The sequence below is a fragment of the Rhodonellum sp. genome (assembly GCF_030656585.1).
Classification (GTDB): domain Bacteria; phylum Bacteroidota; class Bacteroidia; order Cytophagales; family Cyclobacteriaceae; genus Rhodonellum; species Rhodonellum psychrophilum.
The window spans coordinates 75871-99818 of record NZ_JAUSPP010000073.1 but is presented as its reverse complement, the minus strand read 5'-3'; the positions used below and the strand labels follow the sequence as shown (position 1 = coordinate 99818).

General features: G+C 44.2%; 19 protein-coding genes. 10 read left to right on the top strand and 9 right to left on the bottom strand.

Annotated elements, in window-relative coordinates; all coding sequences use genetic code 11:
- Positions 1-117 precede the first annotated feature (117 nt).
- From Q7J63_RS18435 to Q7J63_RS18395, 9 genes are all read left to right on the top strand, one after another.
- Positions 118-1389 (top strand): DUF4861 domain-containing protein, encoded by a 1272-nt coding sequence (locus Q7J63_RS18435; protein ID WP_304888311.1) that lies wholly within the window; start codon positions 118-120, stop codon positions 1387-1389.
- Between the two features lie 64 nt (positions 1390-1453).
- Positions 1454-4486 (top strand): TonB-dependent receptor, encoded by a 3033-nt coding sequence (locus Q7J63_RS18430; protein ID WP_139189816.1) that lies wholly within the window; start codon positions 1454-1456, stop codon positions 4484-4486.
- 28 nt (positions 4487-4514) lie between these two features.
- The gene (locus tag Q7J63_RS18425; protein ID WP_304888308.1) at positions 4515-6170 is read left to right on the top strand and encodes a RagB/SusD family nutrient uptake outer membrane protein; all 1656 of its coding nucleotides are present in this window, start codon (positions 4515-4517) and stop codon (positions 6168-6170) included.
- A gap of 73 nt (positions 6171-6243) precedes the next feature.
- A complete protein-coding gene (locus tag Q7J63_RS18420) occupies positions 6244-7479 on the top strand; it encodes a glycoside hydrolase family 105 protein (RefSeq protein ID WP_304888306.1) in 1236 nt (411 codons plus the stop codon).
- A gap of 1 nt (position 7480) precedes the next feature.
- On the top strand, positions 7481-8449 hold the full coding sequence (locus Q7J63_RS18415; RefSeq protein ID WP_304888304.1) for a pectinesterase family protein: 969 nt from the start codon (positions 7481-7483) through the stop codon (positions 8447-8449).
- A 48-nt stretch (positions 8450-8497) separates the two neighbouring features.
- On the top strand, positions 8498-10132 hold the full coding sequence (locus Q7J63_RS18410; RefSeq protein WP_304888302.1) for a glycoside hydrolase 43 family protein: 1635 nt from the start codon (positions 8498-8500) through the stop codon (positions 10130-10132).
- Between the two features lie 30 nt (positions 10133-10162).
- Positions 10163-11866 (top strand): glycoside hydrolase family 28 protein, encoded by a 1704-nt coding sequence (locus tag Q7J63_RS18405; protein WP_304888300.1) that lies wholly within the window; start codon positions 10163-10165, stop codon positions 11864-11866.
- Between the two features lie 2 nt (positions 11867-11868).
- The gene (locus tag Q7J63_RS18400; RefSeq protein ID WP_304888298.1) at positions 11869-12621 is read left to right on the top strand and encodes a rhamnogalacturonan acetylesterase; all 753 of its coding nucleotides are present in this window, start codon (positions 11869-11871) and stop codon (positions 12619-12621) included.
- Between the two features lie 139 nt (positions 12622-12760).
- Positions 12761-13297 carry a hypothetical protein gene (locus Q7J63_RS18395; RefSeq protein WP_304888296.1) on the top strand — a complete coding sequence of 179 codons (537 nt, stop codon included), beginning with the start codon at positions 12761-12763 and terminating at the stop codon, positions 13295-13297.
- Positions 13298-13389: 92 nt separating this feature from the next.
- On the opposite strand, the gene Q7J63_RS18390 is transcribed toward Q7J63_RS18395, so the two are convergent.
- The 9 genes from Q7J63_RS18390 to Q7J63_RS18350 all read right to left on the bottom strand — a co-directional run bounded on the left by Q7J63_RS18390 (position 13390) and on the right by Q7J63_RS18350 (position 22231).
- Positions 13390-14157, bottom strand: coding sequence for an ABC transporter permease subunit (locus Q7J63_RS18390; protein WP_304888295.1), 768 nt, complete (start codon positions 14155-14157; stop codon positions 13390-13392).
- A complete protein-coding gene (locus Q7J63_RS18385) occupies positions 14150-14890 on the bottom strand; it encodes an ABC transporter ATP-binding protein (protein WP_304888293.1) in 741 nt (246 codons plus the stop codon). Before Q7J63_RS18385 ends, Q7J63_RS18390 begins: the two co-directional genes overlap by 8 nt.
- A complete protein-coding gene (locus Q7J63_RS18380; protein WP_304888291.1) occupies positions 14865-16112 on the bottom strand; it encodes a nitrous oxide reductase family maturation protein NosD in 1248 nt (415 codons plus the stop codon). The genes Q7J63_RS18385 and Q7J63_RS18380 overlap by 26 nt, the downstream gene beginning before the upstream one ends.
- A 64-nt stretch (positions 16113-16176) precedes the next feature.
- Complete coding sequence (locus tag Q7J63_RS18375) at positions 16177-16611, bottom strand: nitrous oxide reductase accessory protein NosL (protein WP_304888289.1); 435 nt, start codon at positions 16609-16611, stop codon at positions 16177-16179.
- 11 nt (positions 16612-16622) lie between these two features.
- Positions 16623-17216 carry a hypothetical protein gene (locus tag Q7J63_RS18370; protein WP_304888287.1) on the bottom strand — a complete coding sequence of 198 codons (594 nt, stop codon included), beginning with the start codon at positions 17214-17216 and terminating at the stop codon, positions 16623-16625.
- A gap of 51 nt (positions 17217-17267) precedes the next feature.
- Positions 17268-19226 carry a Sec-dependent nitrous-oxide reductase gene (gene nosZ, locus Q7J63_RS18365; protein ID WP_304888285.1) on the bottom strand — a complete coding sequence of 653 codons (1959 nt, stop codon included), beginning with the start codon at positions 19224-19226 and terminating at the stop codon, positions 17268-17270.
- A 24-nt stretch (positions 19227-19250) separates the two neighbouring features.
- Positions 19251-21059: a c-type cytochrome gene (locus Q7J63_RS18360; RefSeq protein ID WP_304888283.1), complete on the bottom strand. Its 1809-nt coding sequence runs from the start codon at positions 21057-21059 to the stop codon at positions 19251-19253.
- A 3-nt stretch (positions 21060-21062) separates the two neighbouring features.
- The gene (gene ric, locus Q7J63_RS18355) at positions 21063-21782 is read right to left on the bottom strand and encodes an iron-sulfur cluster repair di-iron protein (RefSeq protein WP_019598412.1); all 720 of its coding nucleotides are present in this window, start codon (positions 21780-21782) and stop codon (positions 21063-21065) included.
- A gap of 17 nt (positions 21783-21799) precedes the next feature.
- Positions 21800-22231 carry an Rrf2 family transcriptional regulator gene (locus tag Q7J63_RS18350; RefSeq protein WP_304888280.1) on the bottom strand — a complete coding sequence of 144 codons (432 nt, stop codon included), beginning with the start codon at positions 22229-22231 and terminating at the stop codon, positions 21800-21802.
- 591 nt (positions 22232-22822) lie between these two features.
- Here Q7J63_RS18350 and Q7J63_RS18345 point away from each other — a divergent pair.
- Positions 22823-23944, top strand: coding sequence for a pectinesterase family protein (locus Q7J63_RS18345; protein ID WP_304888278.1), 1122 nt, complete (start codon positions 22823-22825; stop codon positions 23942-23944).
- Positions 23945-23948: the final 4 nt, after the last annotated feature.

Sequence of the window (23948 nt, the reverse complement as noted above, 5' to 3'; positions counted from 1 at the left end):
AATCGATTGCTCAATAGGTTGTTAATTGATTGCTTTTGTGCAAATGTTGCGCAAATCCCAATTTTCGTTTTCAAGCCATTGACTGGAACACAAAAAACTTCTAACCTCAAATCCTTCATGAACAAACCTGCTACTTGTTTCCAACTTTTAAATTTCTACATTTTTCTTGCCCTCAGCTTTGTGCTCTTTTCCTGTGGATCGCCCGAAAAAGAGCTTTCCGAATTTTCAGACACCATGGATCTGGAGGTTTTCAATCCTTTGGATCGGGAGAGAAGCGATGTGATGGTTTATCTGAATGAGAGGGACCTGCTCAGCAAGTATCCAAATTTCAACGCCAAAGGCTTTGTGGTGAAAAATGGCGAAATGGAAATCCCTTCACAATACAATGACAAAGGGCATGAAATCGGGATTGTTTTTGTGTTGCCTTTTATAGGGCCAAAAGAGACAATGTCTATCCAAATTGCCTATCACTCCGAAAATGAAATTTCCCGAGATTATCCCAAACTCACCCAAGCAGAACTTTCACACAAAGTGGATGGTCATTTTGAAAACAGAGTGTATATGGGAGGGACATTCCAAAACGTGGATGAATTGCATGTGCCAGCTGAGCATACCGATCATTCCTGGTTTATCAGATACGAAGGCCCGGGTTGGGAATCAGACAAGGTGGGCTACCGATTTTATTTGGATTGGAGAAATGGCGTGGATGTTTTTGGCAAGAAAGTGCCGGAACCCATTCTCCAGAGGGTAGGTCATGACAATTTTGACTCCTACCACGACATGTCGGATTGGGGAATGGATGTGTTGAAAGTCGGGAGTTCACTCGGTGTAGGTTCGATTGCCACCTTTATCGATGGACAAGCCAAAAGGGTTGATGTCACCGACAGCCTCTATGCAGCGGTCAGGAACAATGGTCCTGTTTACTCTTCCATCGAAACAAAATATTATGGATGGGATTTGGGTGATTCCAAGACCACCATCACCTCCAATTTGAGCATCCACTCCGGAACCAGGCTCAGCAAGCAAATGCTCAACAGTTCCGGTGAAATCGGGAATTTTGCCACCGGGCTGATCAAGGATCAAAAAGCTGAAGTCATGACTGGGGGAGAAGGATTGGCCTTTGAATATTTGGCTACTTATGGGCCGCAGAGTTTGGCCGAGGACAAACTCGGTATTGCGGTTATTTATCCAAGTGCCCAAAAAATGGAGCTTACCCAAGACAAGCATTCCCATGTAGTGGTCCTCAAACCTGAAAGCAATACCATTACCTACTATTTCCTCGCCGCTTGGGAACAGGAAAAAGGTGGGATTCAAGACAAGGAAAGCTTTAAAATTTACATAGATCAGGTAGTGGAAGAGCTGTCGAATCCACTTGTCCTCACCTTTTGAAAAATCAATTCAACCACCTAATATAAATCAAACAATTTACCCTCAATTAACCCAAATGCGCACAATGCAACATCAGCTCAAATCAAGGTGGAATCCTGTTTTCCTCCCTCTCCAAAACAAAATCAGGTCCCAGGCTTTTTTTGTTCTCTCCCTAATTTTCCTGGGATTGTTACCTTCCATGTCTTTTGCACAGCAAATTCTGGTAAAGGGACAAGTCATGTCAGGAGATGACAATCTTCCTGTTCCCGGTGCTACCATCTTGCTCAAGAATTCCCAAAAAGGAACAATTACAGATGTTGATGGACTCTACACTATCGAGGTACCAAGTACTGGCAGTATCCTGATTTTTTCCTATGTGGGCTACAATACCCAGGAAGTTCAGGTCAACAATCAAAATACCATCAATGTAACCCTTCAGACCGATACCCAGGATTTGGGTGAAGTCGTAGTCGTGGGATATGGAACGGTCAAAAAATCAGACTTGACGGGTTCGGTGGTCTCCATCAGGGACAAAGACCTCACTGCGATTCCTGTTACCAATGCCTTGGAAGTCATGCAGGGAAAAGTTCCTGGTTTGGATTTGACCAAAGCGAGTGGACAACCCGGTGCGGGACTTAATTTCACCATCAGGGGAAATCGATCCCTCAATGCGAGCAACGGTCCTTTGATTATTGTGGATGGGATCATTTATGGTCCAAACATGGATGTGAATCCAAACGACATTGCCTCTATAGAGGTGTTGAAAGATGCTTCTGCCACGGCCATTTATGGTACTTTGGGTGCAAATGGTGTGATTTTGGTCACTACCAAAAGAGGGGCTTCTGGTAAAAGTAAAATTTCGGTGAACAGTTACTACGGCGTTCAAACCCTAGGCGGCTATGCAGATATCATGACAGGACCTGAGTGGGTGGACCTGAGACGGGAATCCAGAAGAACCGTAGGGGAGTGGAACAGTCCTGCAGATGATGAAAAGATCTTCAACCCAACGCAACTGGAGAATTTCCAAAACGGCAGGTACACAGACTGGGCTCAACAGCTTTTGGGAACTGGTAGTCAACAAAACCATCAAATCAGCACTTCGGGTGGATCAGACAAGGCCACTTATTACTTTTCTATGGAATATTTCAATGAAAAAGGGCTTTTGGAAAGAGATGAGTTGAACAGATATAGCGGTAGGCTGACGGTAGATTATAAGGTCTTGGACAATTTGAAACTCACGACCAATCTTATGTACACCATGAAAGACCAAGACCGAAGAACGGATCCGATGAATCAGGCAAATAAAATGAGTCCATTGGGAATGCCTTTCGACAGTGAAGGAAATGTCAATACTTTTCCCGTGGGAGATGCATCGACTTTGAATCCTTTGATGGATCAGGTCCGCGGCAACTTCGAGGACAATGAGCTGAACAAAAGATTTTTTGGAAACCTTAGCCTTGACTGGAATGCTACCAAAAATCTGACTGTTACTTCCCGATTGGGAATCGACGCCATTACGATGAGAAGGGGATTATTTGCTGCTACCAATACCATAGCAACGGGTGCAAATGGATTGTCACTCGCTCGTGCGGACAACAATTCCTTTTCGAGGACTACTTGGGAGAATTTTGCCACCTACACCTATGTGTCCGGAGATCATGAATGGCAGGGATTGTTGGGAACAAGTATTTGGACCGAAAGTTCGGAAAACTATTTTGCTGAAGGCCGCAACCTACTTTCTCCAACGATGCTCTTCAATAATCTTGGTGCATCACAAACAGGCATCCGACTTGGAAGTTCTTTGGAAGAGCGTTCTCTTGCTTCTTTCTTCGGAAGAGTGAATTACAAATTCAAAAACAGATATCTCTTGACTTTATTGATGCGCTCTGATGGGTCCTCGGTATTGTCCAAGGGGAACAAGTGGGGCTATTTCCCATCTGCGGCACTTTCATGGATACTGAAAGAAGAAAGTTTCTTACAAAATATGGAAGGTTTAACAGATCTTAAAATCAGGACGAGTTATGGGATTTCAGGCAACAGTGCGGTAAATCCTTACCAAACATTGGGTGGTCTTTCCAAAAGCACATATGCTTTTGACAGGGGAACCGCCGAAAGTCCAGCTTTTGGTTTTTATCCTTCCTTGATCTCCGCGCCGACACTTTCCTGGGAGACCACCGCCACGACCAATTTTGGCTTGGATTTCGGGTTTTTCAACAACAGGATTACTGGTTCAATTGATGCCTATCAGCAAGACACCAAGGATTTATTGATGCAAAGGGCCTTGCCGACGACTTCAGGTTTTTCTTCCTCATGGGACAATGTAGGGAAAGTGAGAAACAGGGGAATTGAGGCACTTATCAGCACCATCAATGTAGACCGCATGAATGGCATCAGGTGGAATTCTGACATCACCTTTTCCAGCAACAAAGAATCCATTATGGAATTGGTGGACGGCGATCGGGATTTGGCCAATGGCTGGTTTGTGGGACATCCCATCAATTCTTTTTATGACTACCAAAAGATTGGAATCTGGCAATTGGGAGAAGAGGATGCTGCTGCTGTAAATCAACAGCTACCTGGCGAAGTAAGGGTTCGGGACCAAGACGGTGATGGTTTGATCACGCCGGAAGACAGGGTTATCATTGGTAGCGCAGTCCCAAAATTCACCCTAGGTTTCAACAATAGAGTGACTTATAAAGGAGTGGAATTGTCATTTTTCATCTATGCCAGACAAGGACAAATGATTGTCAGCGAAGCTGCAGGTTCCTATAAAATCGACGGTTTGGAAAATGGTCCAAAGCTGGATTATTGGACGCCGGAAAATCCAACCAATGATTATCCAAGACCAAATGCAGGGACAAGCAGAGCGAGTACCCGTTATTATTCGACCCTTCAATATGTGGATGGATCTTTCGTAAAAATCAGGGATGTAACTGTTGGGTATAATTTCCCAACCGCAGTGACAGAAAGATTAAAAGTGTCACGGTTGAGATTTTATGCCACTGCCAAAAATTATTTTGTGTTTAGCAATATGGGTCCGTACGATCCAGAAAGAGGCGGAAATCTAAGTTTCCCAATGACCAGACAGATGGTATTCGGGCTCAACATAGATTTATAAATTTCTAGTCAACTTCAAATTCAACATCATGAAAAAATCAACAGCTTTATATAAAATAATGGGATTGCTTTTGCTTTCCACCATCTTTTCCTGTGAAAGCTTCCTGGAGGAAGACAACAAGACCGGGCTGACTGCAGATGCCTATTATGCTACGGCCGAGGGAATGGAGGCATTGGTCAATTCCTGCTATACACCTATGCGGTTTTGGTATGGCAAAGAAAACGGAATCGCCCTGACAGAGACGGGAACAGATATTTTTACGCGGGGAAATGGAATGGAAAATCCTCCCGTGGCCTTGTATAATTCCGACTTGCAAGGTGCAAATGCCCCGATCGGATTTTACTGGACGAGACTGTATTCGGCTTTGAATACGACCAATTCTGTGATCGGAAGAATCGGTGACTCGCCACTGAGCAGCACGCTTAAGCCAATCAGAGAAGCAGAGGCAAGGTTTCTGAGGGCGTTTTATTTATGGCACATTGTGGAAACATGGGGCGGTGTCCATTTCACCACCACAGAAGTAACGGCAATCGAGTCCACTGCGAACAAGACTCCTATCGAGACCTTTTATGCCCAGATATTTGAGGACTTGGATTTTGCTGTCAACAATCTGCCCGCCACCACATCGGATTATGGTCGAGTAATCAAACCATCGGCGGAAGCATTTTTGGCCAGAATGCACCTGTACAGGGGAAACAATGCTGAAGCGGCTAGGTTGGCAAAAAATGTCATCAACGATTATAATTATTCACTTGTAGCCAACTACGCTGATTTATGGAATATTAATAACGTCCGCAATTCCGAGGTGGTTTGGTTGGTGAATTTCACGGCTGATTTGGTCCTGAACAGGGAGTTGGAAAATCCAGATGGAGATATCCTATTGAGAGATGGTGGAAACAATTCCCATCTGTTTTTCTTGATGACCTATGACCAGATGCCGGGGATGTTGAGGGATATCAACAATGGTCGGCCTTTCGCCAGATTTATGCCTACAGCGCATTTATTGGATTTATTTGATGAAACAAAAGACGCCAGATTCAATGCCACTTTCCAGACTGTATGGTATGCTAATAATTCGAAAAATGCACCTGCGGGCATGAATTTGGGTGATACAGCCATCTTTGTTACCAAAAAAATCATCCCACAATCGGTAAAGAATGAAAAAAATTACAACATCATCGACAGAAGCAGAACCTATGGGCCAAACGATGCGCCATTGGTAAGGGACCGATACATGTCACTGAAGAAATTTTTGGATCCATCCAGACTCACCATTTCCCAGCAACAGGGGAAAAGGGATGCCTTCGTCATCAGGCTTGCCGAAATGTTCCTGATCGTTGCGGAAGCAGAAATGAATCTGGGCAATATGGGTGAAGCGGTCAATCACTTCAATGCAGTGAGAAGAAGAGCAGCGTTACCTGGTTTTGAAGAGGCAATGGAAATCTCTGCGGCGGAATTGGACATTGACATGATCCTGGATGAAAGGGCGCGTGAATTTGCTGGCGAGCAACAGCGATGGTTTGACCTGAAACGTACCGGTAAATTGGTGGAAAGGGTACAAGCCTGGAATCCAGATGCCGCTGCCAACATCAGGCCTTTCCATGTCTTGAGGCCAATTCCGCAATCTCAGTTGGATGCGGTGACCAACAAAAATGAGTTTACCCAAAATGAGGGTTATAATTAATTTCAATATAAATTAACTATCCAGAAGTTGGCAACAGCTTCTGGATTTTAACCATCCCAAACATGCCCAAAATATGAACATAAGACTTAAAATCAGAGGGTTAAACATATTGGCTTTTGCACTTTTGCTCGTAGGAACTTCTTGCGGAGGAAATTCAGATGCCAAGCTGGTTCAACAGGAGGAGGAAACAAGCCCTAAACCCAAATACTCCAGTTGGATGGCCCAATCCGAAATCAAACGAAATCCCGAAGGATGGACGCTCGACTTCAACGAAAAACCCAAATGGGAATATACCCACGGCTTGGTGATGTCTTCAATGCTGAAAGTTTGGGAAAATACAGGCGATCAGCAGTATATGGATTATGTCAGGCACTTTGTCGATTTTATGATCGATGAAAATGGAGTGATTAAAACCTACAAGAAATCCGATTACAATATTGATAGGGTCAATAGCGGGAAATTCCTGATCGAACTTTACAAGGAAACCAAAGAGGAGAAATTCAAGCTTGCCATTGAGGAATTGAGGGATCAGATGCGGGAGCATCCGAGAAATCCAGATGGTGGTTTCTGGCACAAAAAGATTTATCCGCAACAAATGTGGCTGGATGGCATCTATATGGGGTCCCCATTTTTGTCCAAATATGCCGTTGAATTCAACGAGCCAGCACTTTTTGATGATGTCGCCAAGCAAATTCACCTCATCGACAAGCATTGCTACAGTCCGGAAACAGGCCTTTTCCATCATGCCATTGACGCAAGTAAATCCGAAAAATGGGCAGACCAAGCAACCGGACTTTCCACCAATTATTGGGGAAGAAGTATCGGTTGGTTGGCTATGGCTTTGGTGGATGTCCTGGACGACATGCCCAAGGATCACCCAAAAAGGGCGGAAATTGTTTCTATCGCACAGAAACTGGCCAAAGGAATCGTGAAGTATCAGCACGAATCAGGCACTTGGTACCAAGTGATTGATCAGGGTGACAGAGCAGGTAATTACTTGGAATCCTCCGCAACCAGTATGTTTGCTTATTTTCTGATCAAAGGAGCCAAGAATGGATATCTGGATCAAGAATTTAGGGATGCAGGTGTGAAGGCTTATGAGGGAATTCTAAAGGAATTTATCAGAGAAGATGCCGATGGAGGCATCACCATCACGAACGTATGTGGCGTGGCCGGTTTGGGTGGAAATCCTTATAGAGACGGATCCTATGAATATTATGTAGGGGAAGAAATCCGGGAGAATGATCCCAAAGGAGTTGGCCCTTTTATCTTGGCTTCCCTTCAATATGAATCCTTAGACAAAAATTGATTTGAATCTTAAAACTGTATTTTTCTTCCTGCTCTTGTGCTTTTCCCTCTCTTGGGCAAAAGCGCAAGAGTTTGATTTCACGGTAGCCCAAGATGGATCGGGGGATTTCACCACCATTCAGGAAGCCTTTATGGCGGTGCCGGATTTCAGGAATAGGGTCACGACCATCTTTCTGAAAAATGGCACCTACAAGGAAAAGTTGGTTTTGCCTGCTTCCAAAGTCAATGTGAAACTGATAGGGGAAAGTGTTGCGCAAACTTTGCTGACCTATGATGATTTTTCGAAAAAGAAAAACAAATTCGGGGAGGAGATGGGCACCACAGGTTCCACCAGTTTCTATGTGTTCGCCGATGGATTCCACGCCCAAAACATCACTTTTGAAAATTCCTCAGGACCCGTTGGTCAGGCAGTTGCCGTCAGAGTAGATGGCGACAAAGTGATTTTCGAAAATTGCAGGTTCTTGGGTTTTCAGGATACCCTCTACCCACATGGCATATACAGCCGACAGTACTACAAAGATTGTTACATTGAAGGCACCACTGATTTTATCTTTGGTTGGTCCACTGTAGTATTTGAAAACTGCGAAATCTTCTCCAAAAAAGGAGGCCAATACATCACCGCGGCATCTACAGAAGTGGGAACTAAGCATGGATTTGTCTTCATCGATTGCAAGCTGACTGGAGATGCGCCCGAAAACAGTGTTTACCTCGGAAGGCCTTGGAGGGATTACGCCCAAACGGTTTTTATCAACTGTGATATGGGTAAACATATTCGAAAGGAGGGCTGGCACAATTGGAGCAAACCGCAGGCGGAAAAGACGAGTTTCTATGCGGAATACAATTCCAGTGGATCTGGAGCCAATGCTACATCCAGGGAATCCTGGTCACGCCAACTGAGTGCCGAGCAAGCCGAAGCTTTTGCCGCGAAAGAAATTCTGAAGGGAAATGACGGTTGGAATCCGCTGAAGTGACCATATTTCGGATTTGATCAATTAAAATAAGTATCCAAAAAATAATCCATGAAATTCACAAAACCAATCCTTTCCACTTTTTTGTTCAACTTCCTGTTTATAGGGATTATTTCCGCACAGGAAGGACCCATCTCAAAGGTTTGGGTAGCTGATCAGGGCGATGGGACCTATATCAACCCAATTCTACATGCCGACTATTCAGATCCGGATTTGTGTCGGGTGGGAGATGATTTTTACATGACAGCATCGAGTTTCAATGCCGTTCCTGGGCTTCCAATTCTTCATTCCAAGGATTTGGTGAATTGGAACCTGATCGGTTATGCCCTAGAAAGACAACTTCCCTTGGATTTTTTCAGCAAACCACAACATGGCAACGGAGTATGGGCACCCGCGATTCGATTTCATAAAGGCGAATATTACATCTACTGGGGTGATCCGGATTTTGGGATCTATATGGTAAAAACCAAAGATCCCGCAGGGCCTTGGGAGGAACCTGTTTTGGTGGAAGCTGGTCTCGGATTGATTGATCCATGCCCGCTTTGGGATGAGGATGGAAAAGCCTACTTGTCTCATGCCTATGCCGGAAGTCGTGCAGGAATCAAGAGCGTATTGGTTGTAAAACCTATGAATGCGGAAGGGACGAAAACAACGGGAGCAGGAAAATTGGTTTTTGATGGACATGAAAATCATCCAACAGTGGAGGGAACCAAGTTCTATAAGCGGAATGGCTACTATTATATATTCGCCCCGGCTGGCGGGGTTTCCACAGGCTGGCAATTGATTTTAAGATCAAAAAACCCATATGGTCCTTATGAGGAGCATATTGCCTTGGCCCAAGGAGAAACCGAAATCAATGGTCCCCATCAAGGGGGATGGGTGGAATTGAAAAATGGGGAGCATTGGTTTGTCCATTTTCAGGACAAAGATGCTTATGGAAGAATTGTCCACCTCCAACCCATGTCCTGGAAAAATGATTGGCCGACAATGGGTGAGGATAATGATGGTGATGGAACGGGACAACCCGTTTTGATCCACAAAAAACCAAATGTCGGAAAATCCTTTCCTGCCATGACTCCTCCTGATACGGATGAATTTGAAGGGAATGAATTGGGAATGCAGTGGCAGTGGCATGCCAATCCAAAGGCCACTTGGGCATTTTCCAATCCGGCAAAAGGACAATTGCGCCTCTACACGGATCAAATCCCAGAGGATGCCAAAAACCTGTGGGATGCCCCCAATCTTTTGTTGCAGAAATTCCCAGCAGAAGAATTTACCACAACCACTTCCCTGACCTTTACGCCAAATGAAAAGCTTGAAAATGAGCAAGTCGGCCTGATTGTGATGGGAATGAGTTATGCGTATCTTGGTTTGGAAAGTAAAAAAGATGGATTGTATCTGAAATATGTAACCTGTTTAGATGCTGAACATGGCAAACCGGAACAAGAAATCACAATCAAAAAATTGGAATTCCACCACATCCATTTTCGAGTCAAAGTCGAGAAGGGTGGCTTGGTAACATTTAGTTATAGCGAAAACGGCCAGGAATTCATATCCGTTGAAGAGCGATTTTCTGCTGTTCCCGGAAAGTGGATAGGGGCCAAAGTCGGGCTTTTTGCCACAAGAAAATCCAAGACCAACGATTCGGGATATGTCGATATCGACTGGTTCAGGTTCTCCAAATAGGAAAGAAATTAAAAATTAAACCCATTGAAAATGACAAGCAAAAATACATTTTGGATATCCCTCTTTTATTTATTGATCGGGATCAATACTTTCTCCAATGCCCAAAATTCACCAAGCCAAATCAATATCCAAACCATCTACGATGGGGTGGAGTTTGACATGCCAAAAGTGAAGGAAACAAGCTTTCCTGATTTTTTGCTTAGCATCGCGGAATTTGGTGCCGTTTCTGATGGCTTGACAAAGAACACGGAGGCTTTTGCCAAAACGATCGAAGCGGTTGCAAAAAATGGGGGAGGCACTGTTTTGGTTCCTCGGGGAATCTGGTTGACAGGACCCATTCGCTTCCAAAGCAATATCAACCTCCATCTCGAAGCGGGCGCACTGATTTTGTTCAGCAAGGATTTTGAGGATTATCCCCTGGTGGAAACAAGTTTTGAGGGTTTGAATACCACACGCTGCGTTTCCCCGATCTATGCCCTAGAAGTGGAAAACATTGCGATCACCGGATCTGGAACGATAGACGGAAACGGAGATGCTTGGAGACCGGTCAAACGCAGTAAAATGACCGATTCGCAGTGGAAAAAACTCTTGGCTTCAGGAGGTTTCCTGAATGAAAAAAAAGACATCTGGTTTCCAACCGAAGGCTCAAGAACAGGCTATATTTCCAGCAGTAGTTTCAATGTGCCGGATCTGATCGACGCTTCGGAATTTGAAAAAGTCAGGGATTTTTTAAGGCCTGTCATGGTGAGTATCGTGAGCAGCAAGAGGATTTTGCTGGATGGGGTGACCTTCCAGAATTCCCCTGCGTGGAACATCCACCCCTTGATGAGTGAGGACATCATCATCCGGAATCTCAGTGTAAGAAACCCCTGGTATTCCCAAAACGGAGACGGTCTTGACTTGGAATCCTGCAAGAATGTGTTGATTTACAACAATACCTTTGATGTGGGAGACGATGCGATTTGCTTCAAATCCGGAAAGGACCAAGATGGAAGGGACAGGAATATGCCCACAGAAAATGTGCTGGTCAAAAACAACATTGTCTATCATGGTCACGGAGGATTTGTGATCGGAAGTGAAATGTCGGGCGGAGTCAAAAATGTCCATATTTCCCAGTGTACCTTCATGGGGACGGATGTTGGATTGCGTTTCAAAAGCACAAGGGGCAGAGGGGGCGTTGTGGAAAACATCTTTATTTCCGATATTGACATGCTCAATATTCCCACAGATGCGATCAATTTCAACCTTTTTTACGGAGGAAATTCACCCGTATTGGAAGCCGAGCAAAGTGCTGACCGGGAAAAGAGGGATGAAACGGTATTTCCTGTGACCGAAAAAACACCTTCTTTTAAGAATATTTTCATGAAAAACATCAATGTCACCGGCAGTGGACAGGCGGCCAATTTCCAGGGCTTGCCGGAAATGAACCTGCAAAATGTCCGCTTGGAAAATTCTTTTTTCGAAGCCAAAAAAGGAATCATCGCGGTGGACACGGATGGATTGGAATTGGTCAATGTAAAGGTGATTTCGCCAATGGATGCGGCGCTGACGCTATACAACAGCAAGAACATTGCCGTGAAGGGATTTTCATTTGCTGAAAATGGAGAGACGCCCATTCGTCTTATGGGTGAAAAATCCGGAAACATCACTTTCCAAAAAGCGGACTTCAAAGCTGCTGGAAGTCAATTTTTCCACGCTCCCGAATTGCCGAAAAATGCAGTGAAGATAGAATAAACATGATGAAAAAACTGATATTGATCGCATGTGTTGCCTTGGTTTTGGGGATTTCTGCCTTTCAAAAGAAATCCCAAATCACCATTTTTTTGGTTGGCGATTCCACTTTGGCGGACAAGCCCTACTCGGGGAGCAATCCAGAAAAAGGCTGGGGGCAGATTTTCCCACTTTATTTCAAGGATGGGGTCAGATTTGAAAACCACGCAGTCAATGGAAGAAGCACCAAAAGTTTCAGAAGCGAGGGAAGATGGAAAAAGGTGCTCAATCGGATTCAACCCGGAGATTATGTCCTGATTGAATTTGGCCACAATGACCAGAAGTCGGACTCAAAAGACAGGTATGCTGCTGCCGATACGGACTATAGAGCCAATCTGATCCGATATGTCCGGGAGTCCAGGGAAAAAGGAGGGAAGGCCATTTTGGCCACGCCGATTTCGCGTCGGAGTTTTGACGAAAACGGAAAATTGACCGATACCCATGGCCGGTATTCGGAAGTGGTGAGAGAAGTGGCGGCGGAATTGGGCGTCCCCCTCTGGGATTTGCACAAAAAGTCCATTGCGCTTTTGGAACAATTCGGCGTGGAAAAATCCAAGGAGCTTTTTCTCCACTACAGGCCCGGAGATTATAATCGCTTACCGGAAGGAAAAGAAGACAATACCCATCTTTCTCCAACCGGCGCTTTTAAAATCTGTGATTTGGCTGTGGAAGAACTGAAAAGGACGGTTCCGGAACTGGTTAAATTCCTGAAAGACTGAATGTTGAGTCTGCAAGTACTTAGGGCTTATTTGTGTAGGTAGGGTCCAGCTTCTGAAGAATTAGGGCAACATACATTGGCATTGTGCAATTAATTTAAAAAAACGTTACATTAAAATCATTTTAACTGTTTTTCTATTTATGCAAAGTGAAACACCGTCGTTTAGGCAGCTTGAATCTCCATCTTTAGTGGTTTTGCCCGACAACACATTGTTCGGGGTAGAGAATAAATCGATTTTTAAATCCGAACTTTATTCTTTAGGTAAAATTTCCATTGAAGATTTCCCTCCTAATTCCTTATATATAATGCAAAATGTGGATCCTGCCAAAGAATTAATATATATCCCTTTGGACTTTCCTGTAGAGGATTTAGTAGGTCTTTCTTTAATGAATAGACGAAACCCGATCATCCCTTTAGGTACGGATGATATTCTCCGGATATTTGATCAATTTCCAAACATAAAGATCCTTCATTTAGATGGATTTGAAATCAATCAAGCCATATTGGATCTGTTGATATCAAAGAATATGAAGATGCTTGCGTTGATTCGGGTTGATGGGATTGACTTGAGATCAATAGTTTGCAGTGAAATCGATACGATAATTATAGAAGAGAAGACGTTTGAAGCAAATAAGAATCTTGAGATAGAAAGCTGTCGAAAAATCATCAGGGACTAGTCGCTTCGATCCTATAATTCGAATTGTGTCGAATCGTAGGGCTTATTTGAGTAGGTAGAGTCCAGCTTCTGAAGAATCAAAAACTGCACAAATTAGAAATCCTTCTTTTTGAAGATCCGCATAGACAGCAAAACCGGCCAGACCATCCAAATCAGCAAAACCCCTGAGGTAAGCATGATCCCTTTTGCACTGCCGAAAAACTGTTGAAAAAAGGCACCTGTATAGCCCATCAGTGCGGAAATGTCTAGCTGCATCAGCATGATGATCCGGGCAAGATCCACAGGGTTGAGCATGACCATGGCCAGTGTGGCTTTTTCCAAGGGATAATCTGCAAAGCTATAGATGATATAAAGCACAAGTCCGTCATACACCAAGGAAAAATAGATCCAAAAGGAAAGGGTAATCCCGATCGCTTTGGCCTTGTCCCGGGTCAATACAGAAGCCAAAAATGCCAATCCGGCAAACACAATGCTGAGCGCAATACCAACGGCGAGTAACACCAATAAGCTACTCTCAGCACCCCAAATCGCCATAGGTAGCCCTATACCGATCAAGATGGCCAGACTCAACATGATGACTACTGCCAGAATTTGGCTTAGGAAAACATCCCGCCTTTTGACGGGTTGGGCAAGCATCAGTTCGGTGAATTCCAGGTTATTGAAGAAATGAGTGGTGGCAAACACCGCCGAAATGAGCGGCACGATCATCAGCATGATATTCAACAAACTCAGGGAAACCTTGCTCAGGTCCTCGCTGATCTGGTAAATTGAAACTGTTACCAGCACCATAAATAAGGTGTACAAGATTGCAAAACGTGATTTTACAATATCATACAGGGAATATTTCAGTAGCTTAAACATGATTGGTTTTCTTTTGAGGTTGTTTTTTTAGACTCCATTCCATCAATCTGGCGATTGCGGTTGAGAATTTGGTTTCACCCGTGGTTTCTTTGAGTTCTTCGATGCTGTCATTGAAAAAGATCTTTCCTTCATACAGATAAATCGCATGGGTGGTGAGCTCTTCCAGTTCGCTCAGAATATGGGATGTGATCAGAAACAGTTTTCCCTGATCCCTTTCCTTTTTGATTTTGTTCTTCAGTACTTCCACTGCCATGGGATCGAGTCCTGCAGTGGGTTCATCCAGAATGTAAATGACAGGATGAAACATAAAGGCGAGACAGGCACTTACTTTTTGGCGGGTTCCTCCGCTGAGGGTATGCATGGGTTTGTCCATCATCTTGTCCAGACCAAAATTTTGGACCAGTTCCATGTCGTAATTTTCGATTCCTGGCCTCATGTCCTGCATCATTCTGAAAAGCTGTCCAATTTTGATATTGCCCGGATATCGCCCGATCTGAGGCATGTAGCCGATATTTGCCCTATAAGCAAATTCTCCTTTTATAGATTTTCCCTGGACTTCAATGTCTCCCGAATCAGGGATTACCATGCCAAGGATCGTTTTGATCAAGGTGGTTTTTCCTGAACCGTTGGGGCCCATCATGGCATAACTGATTCCTGCTTCAAAATTGAGATTGAAGTCCTGAAGTACTTCCAGGCTTCCGAATTTCTTATAGATGTTGTTTACCGAAATCATAAGGTCTTAATTTAGGGGAATTGTCTACCATGTTTTCTGGCGTGATGGAAGGGATTGCTTTTTCTATACGGTCCAAAAGACCGATCAAAAAACTTCTCCAAAGCATCACCGCCGCAGGGATTTTTTCCACGATCACGCTGTAAAGGTTGATTGGGCGGTAGAGGATATCACCGATTTGATCCTTGTTCAGGTCATATCCTTCATATTTATCCCAGTAGTTTTCAGTCAGTTTATTGAGGATCAAGCTGCCATTGGTGCTGATGTCAAAAGTATTGGCGATAAAATTGTTGGCAACAAAGGTATTGTCGTCACAGCTGGCCATCAATTTTAAAGCCCAACCGTTTTCTCTAAAAGTATTGTTTTTGAACGTTGTCCTACTGCTGCCTTCCATATAAATTCCCACTGTGTTTTTTCTGAAGATATTGCCAGTCACTTCGCTGTTGGAGATATCTTTCAGCAGGATTCCGTAGGATCCCGGACCCCAGTTGTCTTCAAAGATATTGTCCTTCATCAGGACGTTCCGTGTATACATGACCGAGACACCCGCGCCGTTTTTTTTAAATGTGTTTTCCACGTAGCTGTTGTCATGCGAAAACATAAAATGAAGTCCATATCGCTTGTTGTCTTCAATCAGGTTTTTGATGGCGGTGCTGTTGGTGACAAATTCCAGATAGATCCCATCCCGGTGTCCTGTGACAAAATTATTTTCTATGGTGGCGTGGTGACACTTCCAGAGATGGATGCCGTTGCCGGTTTGATATTCTTTCTCGGAGGTTGACCGAAGCTGATTCCCCCGAATGCGCATGTTTTTTGAATTGGAAAAATGGATTCCAAAAAAAGTATTGTTCAGTCTGTTGTTTTCCACTGTCGCCTCATCTGAGTCAAAGAATTTGATCGCAGCGGAATCTTCCATGTTGGAAAAACCTGTGTTGATCAATTCTAGTCCTACGATATTTACCTGAGCTGCTGCCACAAGGATAATGTTTCCTTTGTTTTGCCCATCAATGACAGGGAAATCCTGACCGATCAAGGTCAGGGGTTTTCTAATGGTAATTTCATTTTCCTGATACAATCCTTTTGCGATCAAAAGGGTATCCCCACTCTCAGCCTTGTCTATCGCTGCCTGAATAGATTGCCCGGGCTTTATTTGGAGGGTGTTTCCAAAGACTGGAAAAATTACCCCCAACAAAGCCAAAGTACATATAAAAATTTTTGCTTTCATGTCCTTCTCATTTAGACCCAATGCATGCGTACAGCTTATAATCCCAGCTTTCCACTTTTTGCATTTACTTAAACTGTGTCATTAATTCCCCCCAAGCCAAGTAGATTCCGCCATGTTTGGCCTTGTATTCTTTGAGTGTTTCATAGTCTCCAAATGCCGCAATGCTGCTTGCCATTGGCGTTTTGAATTGCTCCGATTTCAGGTAGAAAGAATTGGAGGCGTCGATCAGGCTTTCTGGACTGTGATAATCCGCAACCAGGATTTTCTTGATGTTTTCTGCGGGGATCTCATTGGATTCCAAGAAAGTCATCAGGCAATTCACATCGTCAAAGATGAAAATTTTACCTTTTTCTGTGAGGACTTCTGCACCGAAGTGCGGATCCATCAACTTCATTTTGCAGTGGTGACAGATTTCTTCTCCATACCGGATGGCCCTGGGTTCCACATTACAGGAGGCCAAAAACATAAGGATGCAGCACAGTGTGGTTATATTTCTCATGACATTTTCTTTTATGAAAGCGTGTTTTTCAATTTGGATTTATTCCGAAAATCGATAATGATGGCCAAAACCACCAAGGTAGCCGCACCTCCCAAAATCCAACCCCCTGTATCGGGACCTGAATATGCCAAGAAGTTGAGGAGCTCTTTGTATCCGATCAATGGCGGTTGATATGACATTCCTGGGACTTTGATCGCTGCGGTTGGATCAAGATTGTGTCCATAGTCATATCCCCAAAGGTACATGTCCACCAATACGCCGATACCCAGCAGCCCGACCATTCCGAAAAAGGTGTAAAGTGCCCATCTCTTGGCAATAAGGGCCGTTAAAAACCCGAAAACTATGATGCTGCCGATGATGTAAATGATATATTGAAACTCTGGAAACATTTCATCTCCGATGTGTTTCATGCCGATGTAATGATTCACTCCGTTGATGATAGTCACATCTCCACTGAGCCGGTCTATCCAGATTTTCATGTTCAATCCCTCTGGATATTGGGGAGCCCACAGACTGATTTGCCATAAAGGGGTGAAATATGCCGCGACCATCAAACATGATGCGGTAAGAACCAAAAGGCGGTTGAGAAGGCTTAATTTTTCCATTTCAAAAGGGGATAATACCGCCAGTTTGTACTGGCGGTATTGATGGTTTATTTATTCGGCTACTCCTGTACTGAAAGTGATGGGGTTGTTGCTGCCTTTTGGAGAGACCCTGAGGTACCCTTGCATTTCCTGATGCAGCGCGGAACAGAAATCCGTACAATAGAAAGGGAAAATCCCAACTCTGTCCGGAACCCATTTGAGTGTTGCGGTTTCTCCTGGCATGATCAAGAGTTCAGCCGTATTGGCTCCCTTTATCGCAAATCCGTGGGGAACGTCCCAGTCTTGTTCCAGGTTGGTGACGTGGAAGTAAACTTCGTCACCCACTCTTACTCCTTCGATGTTGTCAGGACGGAAATTTGACCTGATAGAAGTCATGTAGACGTGGACCTTGTTTCCATCTCTTTCCACCCGGGCATCATTGATCCCCTTGAGCGCTCTTGGATGGTTGTTTTTTTCCATTTTATAAAACTTCACCTGCTTGTCTTTGATCAAAGCCGCCGGAAATGCCTCTGCATAATGCGGCTCACCGATGGTTGGAAAATCCAGTAACAGTTGCATTTTGTCACCCGAAATGTCAAACAATTGGGCAGAGTGTGCCAGCTCAGGTCCCGTTGGTAGATAGCGATCTTTGGTGATTTTGTTGTAGGCAACCATGTACTTTCCATGGGGTTTTCCTGTTGGGCCTCCAGGGATCATTAAATGGCCTACCGAGTAGAAAGTCGGTACTCTATCCAATACTTCAAGTGTTTCAATATTCCACTTGACGATTTCAGAGGAAACAAACATGGAGGTATAGGCATTTCCCTTCCCGTCAAATTCGGTGTGCAATGGTCCAAGACCTGGTTTCAGGACTTCGCCGTGCAAAACAGCCTCATAGTTCAATACGGGCATTCCATCAATATTGCCCTCGAAATTCTTGTCTTCAATTGCCTTGAGCATTTTGGTGAAAGAAAATACCGGGATAATGGCGGCTAACTTGCCGCTGCCTATGATATATTCACCAGTGGGATCTGTGTCGGTTCCATGCGGTGATTTTGGACAGGGAATGAAATAAACGATGTCTTTCAGTTCTCTTGGGTCTAGGGAAAGAATATCTTCTCGGACTGTGGAAATGGCTGTATGGGTATCTTCATCCCAGACATTGTGTACGTAAGGGGATTTGATTTTCTTGCCTTTGCCTGCCTTGATGTATTCTTCCGCTTTTTTCCAGTTGACAGCCATGATAAAATCCTTGTCTTTCTGCGAGGCATTTACCTCCAGCAGCGTATGGGCCATCTCGGTGTTGTATGTGGAAAAGAAGAACCAGCCATGGGATTTTTTCTTGCCGGCTCTTGCCAAGTCAAAGTTGAACGGTGGGGCATCTAATTGGAAAGCGATGTCCATGTTTCCATGCTCTTGGTCTACGCTGATAAAACTTATCGTCCCTTTGAAATTTTCTTTATAAGTAGCGATCGGCACATCGACATTGTCCCCTGTGGGTACACTGAAACGCGTGCCCGCCACGATATACTCCGTGTTTTCAGTGATGAATGGGGAGGAGTGGTTGCCACCGCTGTTGGGGATTTCAATGATTTCTGTTGTTTTGAAAGTGGTCAGGTCTATCTTGGCAATTCTGGGCGTATTGTTCGCGTTTGCAAAAGCCCATCTGCCATCATGTTCTGCATTGGTCGTAGAAATAGCGATGTGATGCAGATCGTCCCAAGGAATGAATCCATGGGAAGTATTCAACATCGGCTTGCTTTCTTCCGAAAACCCCCAACCGTTTTCCGGATGGACAGAAAAAACCGGGACAATTTTCAATACCCTTCCTGAGGGAAGTCCCACCACACTGATCTGTCCGTTGAATCCTCCGGAGACAATGTTGTAGAACTCATCGTACTGCCCTGGCGCTACGTATACTTTGCTGGCAGCATCTCCCGAAAGGGCGCTTTGTGCACCTTTGGGTTTGCAACTGGGGGCCAGGAGAATCGTTGCGATTGCACCTGCCATAAGCCATTGTCCTGTTTTCATTTTTTTTTTGGTTTAAACTGTATATTAAATAGCGGCCCCATCTCTTGCGCCAGCCTTTTCCTCATCATTTTTCCGTAAAAACTCAAGGATTTCATATGATTCAGAAATTGAAATGTTCTGGTTCGGCATCCTGGTGAGACACTCTTCAAGAAGGGCTTGCGCAACAGGATCTTCATCCAACATGACTTCCACATTGGTGATCATATTCATGATCCATTCAGGCGACCTCCTGTTGGTAACACCCTGAAAACCCGGTCCAACAAGCCTTTTGTCATTCAATTGATGGCAGGCTGTGCATTTCATGTCCACGATTGCTTTTCCATTGCTGGCCATGGTCTCATCGATGGCTTCTTTCAATTCCACTTTTTTTATTTCGCCGATTCCCCTTGGATCTGCTTCTACTTTTTCCGCACTTGGTGCTTTTGAGGTGCTCTGGTTTTCACTCCCGCCGCCGCAGCTGGTCAGAAGAAGAACCGATACACCTATTGTAACTAACATTGAAATTTTCATAGGTTTTTTGTTTGTTGGATTGTTGATTTTTGTTGAATTGTCATTTTGATGCTCGAAATTTTGGGAGCTTTTTTTGGGTATGCGGTACAGAATGATCGAAAGACCAATTGGAAAGAGGGTGGAAGCAAGGAAGATCAGGAAGTGGTAGGAGGGAATAAAGCCTAATTTCAACCACAGCAAGGTGCCTTGCCCGAGTAGGAGCATTTCCGACAGGAGAAAGCCAAGGGCCAAGAATGACCAGCCCCAACCAGAGGAAGCGTCTCTTGGCAACCAGTTGTTTTTCAGCGCAATTCCTCCCAAACTGAAAGTGATGGCCCCCAACATGATCAGGTGGATAAATCCGATAACAAACATTCTGATGGTGTAGGAAATTTGGGCTACTTCAGGAAAGACCAATAAGCACTGTAAAAACGCCTTCAAGCCGAGGCTAATGATTCCCAGCCAAACCAGTTTGGTTGCCCAATCTTTCACCAATTCGAATTCGGAAATCAAAACAAAGACAATGGGTTTGAGGATAAAAAAATAGGCGATGGCCTGAAAAATCACTCCAATTCCATTGATGCCCAAAAGCCCCTTCATGGGTGTGCTCCATGAAACGCTCAATGCATAGGTCAGGAAAAGGGAAATATGCAAAAGGTATTCAAAGGTCTTTGGGATGTTGATTTTAAAACCCTTTTCACCTAGGAAATGGACGAGTAAACCCAGTAAAACATAGACAAACCAACCGTTGAGCTGGAGGTGTAGAAACCACTGGACACTCATGAAATAGAGCGGATGGAGTCTGCCCAGCGTGGCCCCGATAGGACCGATAGCCCACAAACCAATGGAGGACAATACCATCCAATAAATGCTGAAGGTGATCAAGCTTGTGGCATTGCTTTTTTCTGTTTTTTTCAAGTCTTGCAAAAAATAAAATGCAAAGCCATAACCGACAAAAAGCTGGAGGGTGGAAAACCCAATGCTGAAAAGTCCATAGCCTTCTACCGGAAAAGTCAGGGCCATACCGATGACTGCCACTACATTGAGAAGCAACAGATTCAAGTAAATTTTTATTCTTTTCTGATCTTTGACAAAGAAAAATACGAGCAGACCCGCAACCAACAGAAATCCCCAACCCAATAATGCCACATGGGAATGTGCATGGAGCAGGTTTTTGAATTGGAAATAAGGAATCTCTCCAATGAAAAAATACCGCATCATCAGCCCAAAAACAGCGCTGACCAAGAAAAACAGGACGGCCCAGCCCATCCATTGTCTTGCGAGGTGATGCACTGTTTTTGACCCAATCAGGGCTTTTTCAATGGATTGGTTCTCCGGATTCATCGCTTAAGAATTGATATGTTGGAACAAGACCTTGGCTTTGGGAAACAAAATGTTGTTTTCCAGATGGATGTGGGTATGTAAATCCAGCTCAAACTCCTCCAAAAGAGCAAATGTCACCTTGTAGGTTTGGCAACCATCAGCAGGAGGAGTATAGCCGTTGCTTAACGCAGAAATATTCTTAAATCTGTCACCTTCGGTTTCATGTTCCGATTCCATCATTTGGATAGGATGATCAATATGGCCGAAATGGGGTTTGGAAAGTGGGAACCCCTTTGCCTTTGAATCTTCCATGGCTTTCACATAAGGGAAGAGGACAAGCTCCTCCTTTTTCATGTGCGCAGTGAGTGCGTTGGCGGCACTATAAAATTCCTTGCGGATTTCACTGAGTTCTGGATGCTTTTCACCATGCACCTTTTCTAACTTGTCCAGGTAGATCTTCAAGGCGGGTATGGTGTTTTCTACGTAGCGGTGGTGGTGGTTCAGGATATGGTCTATCAACTGGCTGAGATCCAAGGAAGAATAATTGGTGCTATCCTGCATTTGCGTGACTTGATCAAGTTCGATAAGCAGCGTCTCCATATCCACACTGTTTTTCTCACAGGCCTCTTCCAAGCTGATTCCACCATTGCAGCAGAAATCGATGCCATGCGCGGTAAATACTTTGGCAGTTCTAAAATTTTCTACTACAATACCGCCTACTTTTCTTTTTGTCGAGATCTCCATTGGTTCATGTATTTGTTTTATGAGCGAAGAAAATTCGTCCCGTTGTTGATGCCAAAGGCCACTTCCTTAAGGCTTGTCGTCATGAGCATGCCTGCTAAATGGTCTCGAATTGCCTTGAATTTGTGATGGACTGCGCAGGGGTGATGGGCATTGCAATGTTCTAGACCAAGTGCACATCCGGTAAAAAGCAAATCCCCATCTATCGCCTCCACGATTTGCCCAAGAAAAATTTCCTCTGATTTGCCCCTCATCGTAAAACCACCGTTGGGTCCTTTGATGGATGTCAAAAGGTGATCCTTGACCAAAACCTGAAGTATTTTTGCTGTAAATGCTTCAGGGGAATTGATTTCTTTTGAAATTTCCTTCAATCCCACACGATCCCTTTCCTTTGGCAGGGTTGCGATATAGGTCATGGCATTGATGGCGTACTTGCAGGCTTTTGAAAACATGGTGTTTTTTTATGATTCAAATTTAAGATTATTATAATAAAAGATATTAATATCCGAATTTATTTAATTATGATACTTCTCAATTTTAATCATGACGAAAATCATCTTTTGAACCAATCAAGCACAAATCAATTTGACTCCAAAGCAGGAAATACCCGGGCCAAAGGCAGTGCTTTATACTGAAAGAAAGTTTGCTTCCGGGGTATTGGGCGTATAGGAGAAATGTGCAACAGGTATTTACCACCTTACGCACCTGTTATGCATTTACATTTCAGTCTGAAATAACCTCTGTACTTTAATGAATTCAGCTGATCAAAACAGGGTATTCCTTGCATTGGTCACGTCAAGCATTTTTTTGGTGGGATAGGGAAGGGTTTGGGGACATCACCTTAAAAAACACCGGATCCACACTGAAAAGTACAGGTATAGGGGATCCCAAATAATTTCATAAATTTAGGTACCACCCAAGATGAATCCCAATCCATAAAGGCCAGCATCCCCATCCGTCTCAAAGTGAATGGCAGTTAGGGGTCTTTTCAAAAATCTAAGGTGGGATTGAAAAAACTGTTGGAATTGAATTAATCTTGTACCATGCTTTCAAATAGACTCCTCCAAAATTTTGTGTCTGTACTTTTGATAGGGTTTGTGTTGTTGCTTCCCTTGGATATTTTTTCGCAAAGCGTCAACGCCTACCCCAAGGATGGTCAGATCAAGGATTTGAAAGGAAAAGTCCAGCAAGATATCGTGGTGGCCAAGGATGGAACCGGGGATTTTCTTTTTATCCAAGATGCCATCGAGTCGATTCGGGTGTATTTGCCCAGGCCGATTACGGTGTATATCAAAGCGGGGGTTTACAAGGAAAAGCTGATAATCCCGGGCACCATCACCAATGTGACATTTAGGGGAGATGGCCCAGAAAAAACGATCATCACTTTTGATGACCATACCGGAAAAAACAAGCTTGATACCTTTGGTTCTTATACGCTGAAAGTGCTGGGAAATTCATTGATTTTCAGAGATATGACCATCCAAAATACAGCTGGAATTGTCGGGCAGGCCGTGGCTTTGCATGCAGAAGGGGACCGCTTGGTTTTCGAGAATTGTCATTTCAAAGGAGACCAGGATACGGTGTTTGCTTCAGGTGAAAATTCCAGACAGTATTACAAGAATTGTTATATCGAAGGCACTACGGATTTCATTTTTGGGTCGGCCACGGCTTTGTTCGAAAATTGTGAAATCCATTCAAAATCCAACTCTTTCATCACTGCCGCGTCCACGCCAGAGTGGGTGGGAATCGGTTACGTTTTTAAGGATTGTAAATTGACCGCAGCTGAGGGCATAGACCGGGTTTATTTGGGGAGACCTTGGCGGGACTTTGCCAAGACCGTGGTCATCAATTGTGAAATGGGAAGCCATATCTTGCCTGAAGGATGGGACAATTGGGGAAGGCCTGAAACGGCTCTAACTACCTATTATGGGGAGTTTGGTAGCAAAGGGTCTGAGCGCGAATTTGACCAAAAGGGTGGATTGGTCATACCAAATGTCCGAGGAAGAGTCGAAAAAATACCAGAAGGAATTGATTTTTGCGGGGAAATTTGGATCCAAGAATGCCTATGGCCAAGATTGGTTTGGGCATGCCGTAGACACGAGTTTCACCCTCCGAAGCGCATACCAGAAAGAAAAGAAAAAGTACCCGCAAATCAAACCGGTTGAAGAT

Bases quoted from the DNA above. Each gene is read 5' to 3' on its own strand.
- Q7J63_RS18410 (WP_304888302.1), top strand. From the start codon at position 8,498: ATGAAATTCACAAAACCAATCCTTTCCACTTTTTTGTTCAACTTCCTG.
- Q7J63_RS18430 (WP_139189816.1), top strand. From the start codon at position 1,454: ATGCAACATCAGCTCAAATCAAGGTGGAATCCTGTTTTCCTCCCTCTC.
- Q7J63_RS18405 (WP_304888300.1), top strand. From the start codon at position 10,163: ATGACAAGCAAAAATACATTTTGGATATCCCTCTTTTATTTATTGATC.
- Q7J63_RS18350 (WP_304888280.1), bottom strand. From the start codon at position 22,231: ATGTTTTCAAAAGCCTGCAAGTACGCCATCAATGCCATGACCTATATC.
- Q7J63_RS18435 (WP_304888311.1), top strand. From the start codon at position 118: ATGAACAAACCTGCTACTTGTTTCCAACTTTTAAATTTCTACATTTTT.
- nosZ (WP_304888285.1), bottom strand. From the start codon at position 19,226: ATGAAAACAGGACAATGGCTTATGGCAGGTGCAATCGCAACGATTCTC.
- Q7J63_RS18425 (WP_304888308.1), top strand. From the start codon at position 4,515: ATGAAAAAATCAACAGCTTTATATAAAATAATGGGATTGCTTTTGCTT.
- ric (WP_019598412.1), bottom strand. From the start codon at position 21,782: ATGGAGATCTCGACAAAAAGAAAAGTAGGCGGTATTGTAGTAGAAAAT.
- Q7J63_RS18395 (WP_304888296.1), top strand. From the start codon at position 12,761: ATGCAAAGTGAAACACCGTCGTTTAGGCAGCTTGAATCTCCATCTTTA.
- Q7J63_RS18385 (WP_304888293.1), bottom strand. From the start codon at position 14,890: ATGATTTCGGTAAACAACATCTATAAGAAATTCGGAAGCCTGGAAGTA.
- Q7J63_RS18345 (WP_304888278.1), top strand. From the start codon at position 22,823: ATGCTTTCAAATAGACTCCTCCAAAATTTTGTGTCTGTACTTTTGATA.
- Q7J63_RS18390 (WP_304888295.1), bottom strand. From the start codon at position 14,157: ATGTTTAAGCTACTGAAATATTCCCTGTATGATATTGTAAAATCACGT.
- Q7J63_RS18370 (WP_304888287.1), bottom strand. From the start codon at position 17,216: ATGGAAAAATTAAGCCTTCTCAACCGCCTTTTGGTTCTTACCGCATCA.
- Q7J63_RS18375 (WP_304888289.1), bottom strand. From the start codon at position 16,611: ATGAGAAATATAACCACACTGTGCTGCATCCTTATGTTTTTGGCCTCC.
- Q7J63_RS18380 (WP_304888291.1), bottom strand. From the start codon at position 16,112: ATGAAAGCAAAAATTTTTATATGTACTTTGGCTTTGTTGGGGGTAATT.
- Q7J63_RS18400 (WP_304888298.1), top strand. From the start codon at position 11,869: ATGATGAAAAAACTGATATTGATCGCATGTGTTGCCTTGGTTTTGGGG.
- Q7J63_RS18360 (WP_304888283.1), bottom strand. From the start codon at position 21,059: ATGAATCCGGAGAACCAATCCATTGAAAAAGCCCTGATTGGGTCAAAA.
- Q7J63_RS18420 (WP_304888306.1), top strand. From the start codon at position 6,244: ATGAACATAAGACTTAAAATCAGAGGGTTAAACATATTGGCTTTTGCA.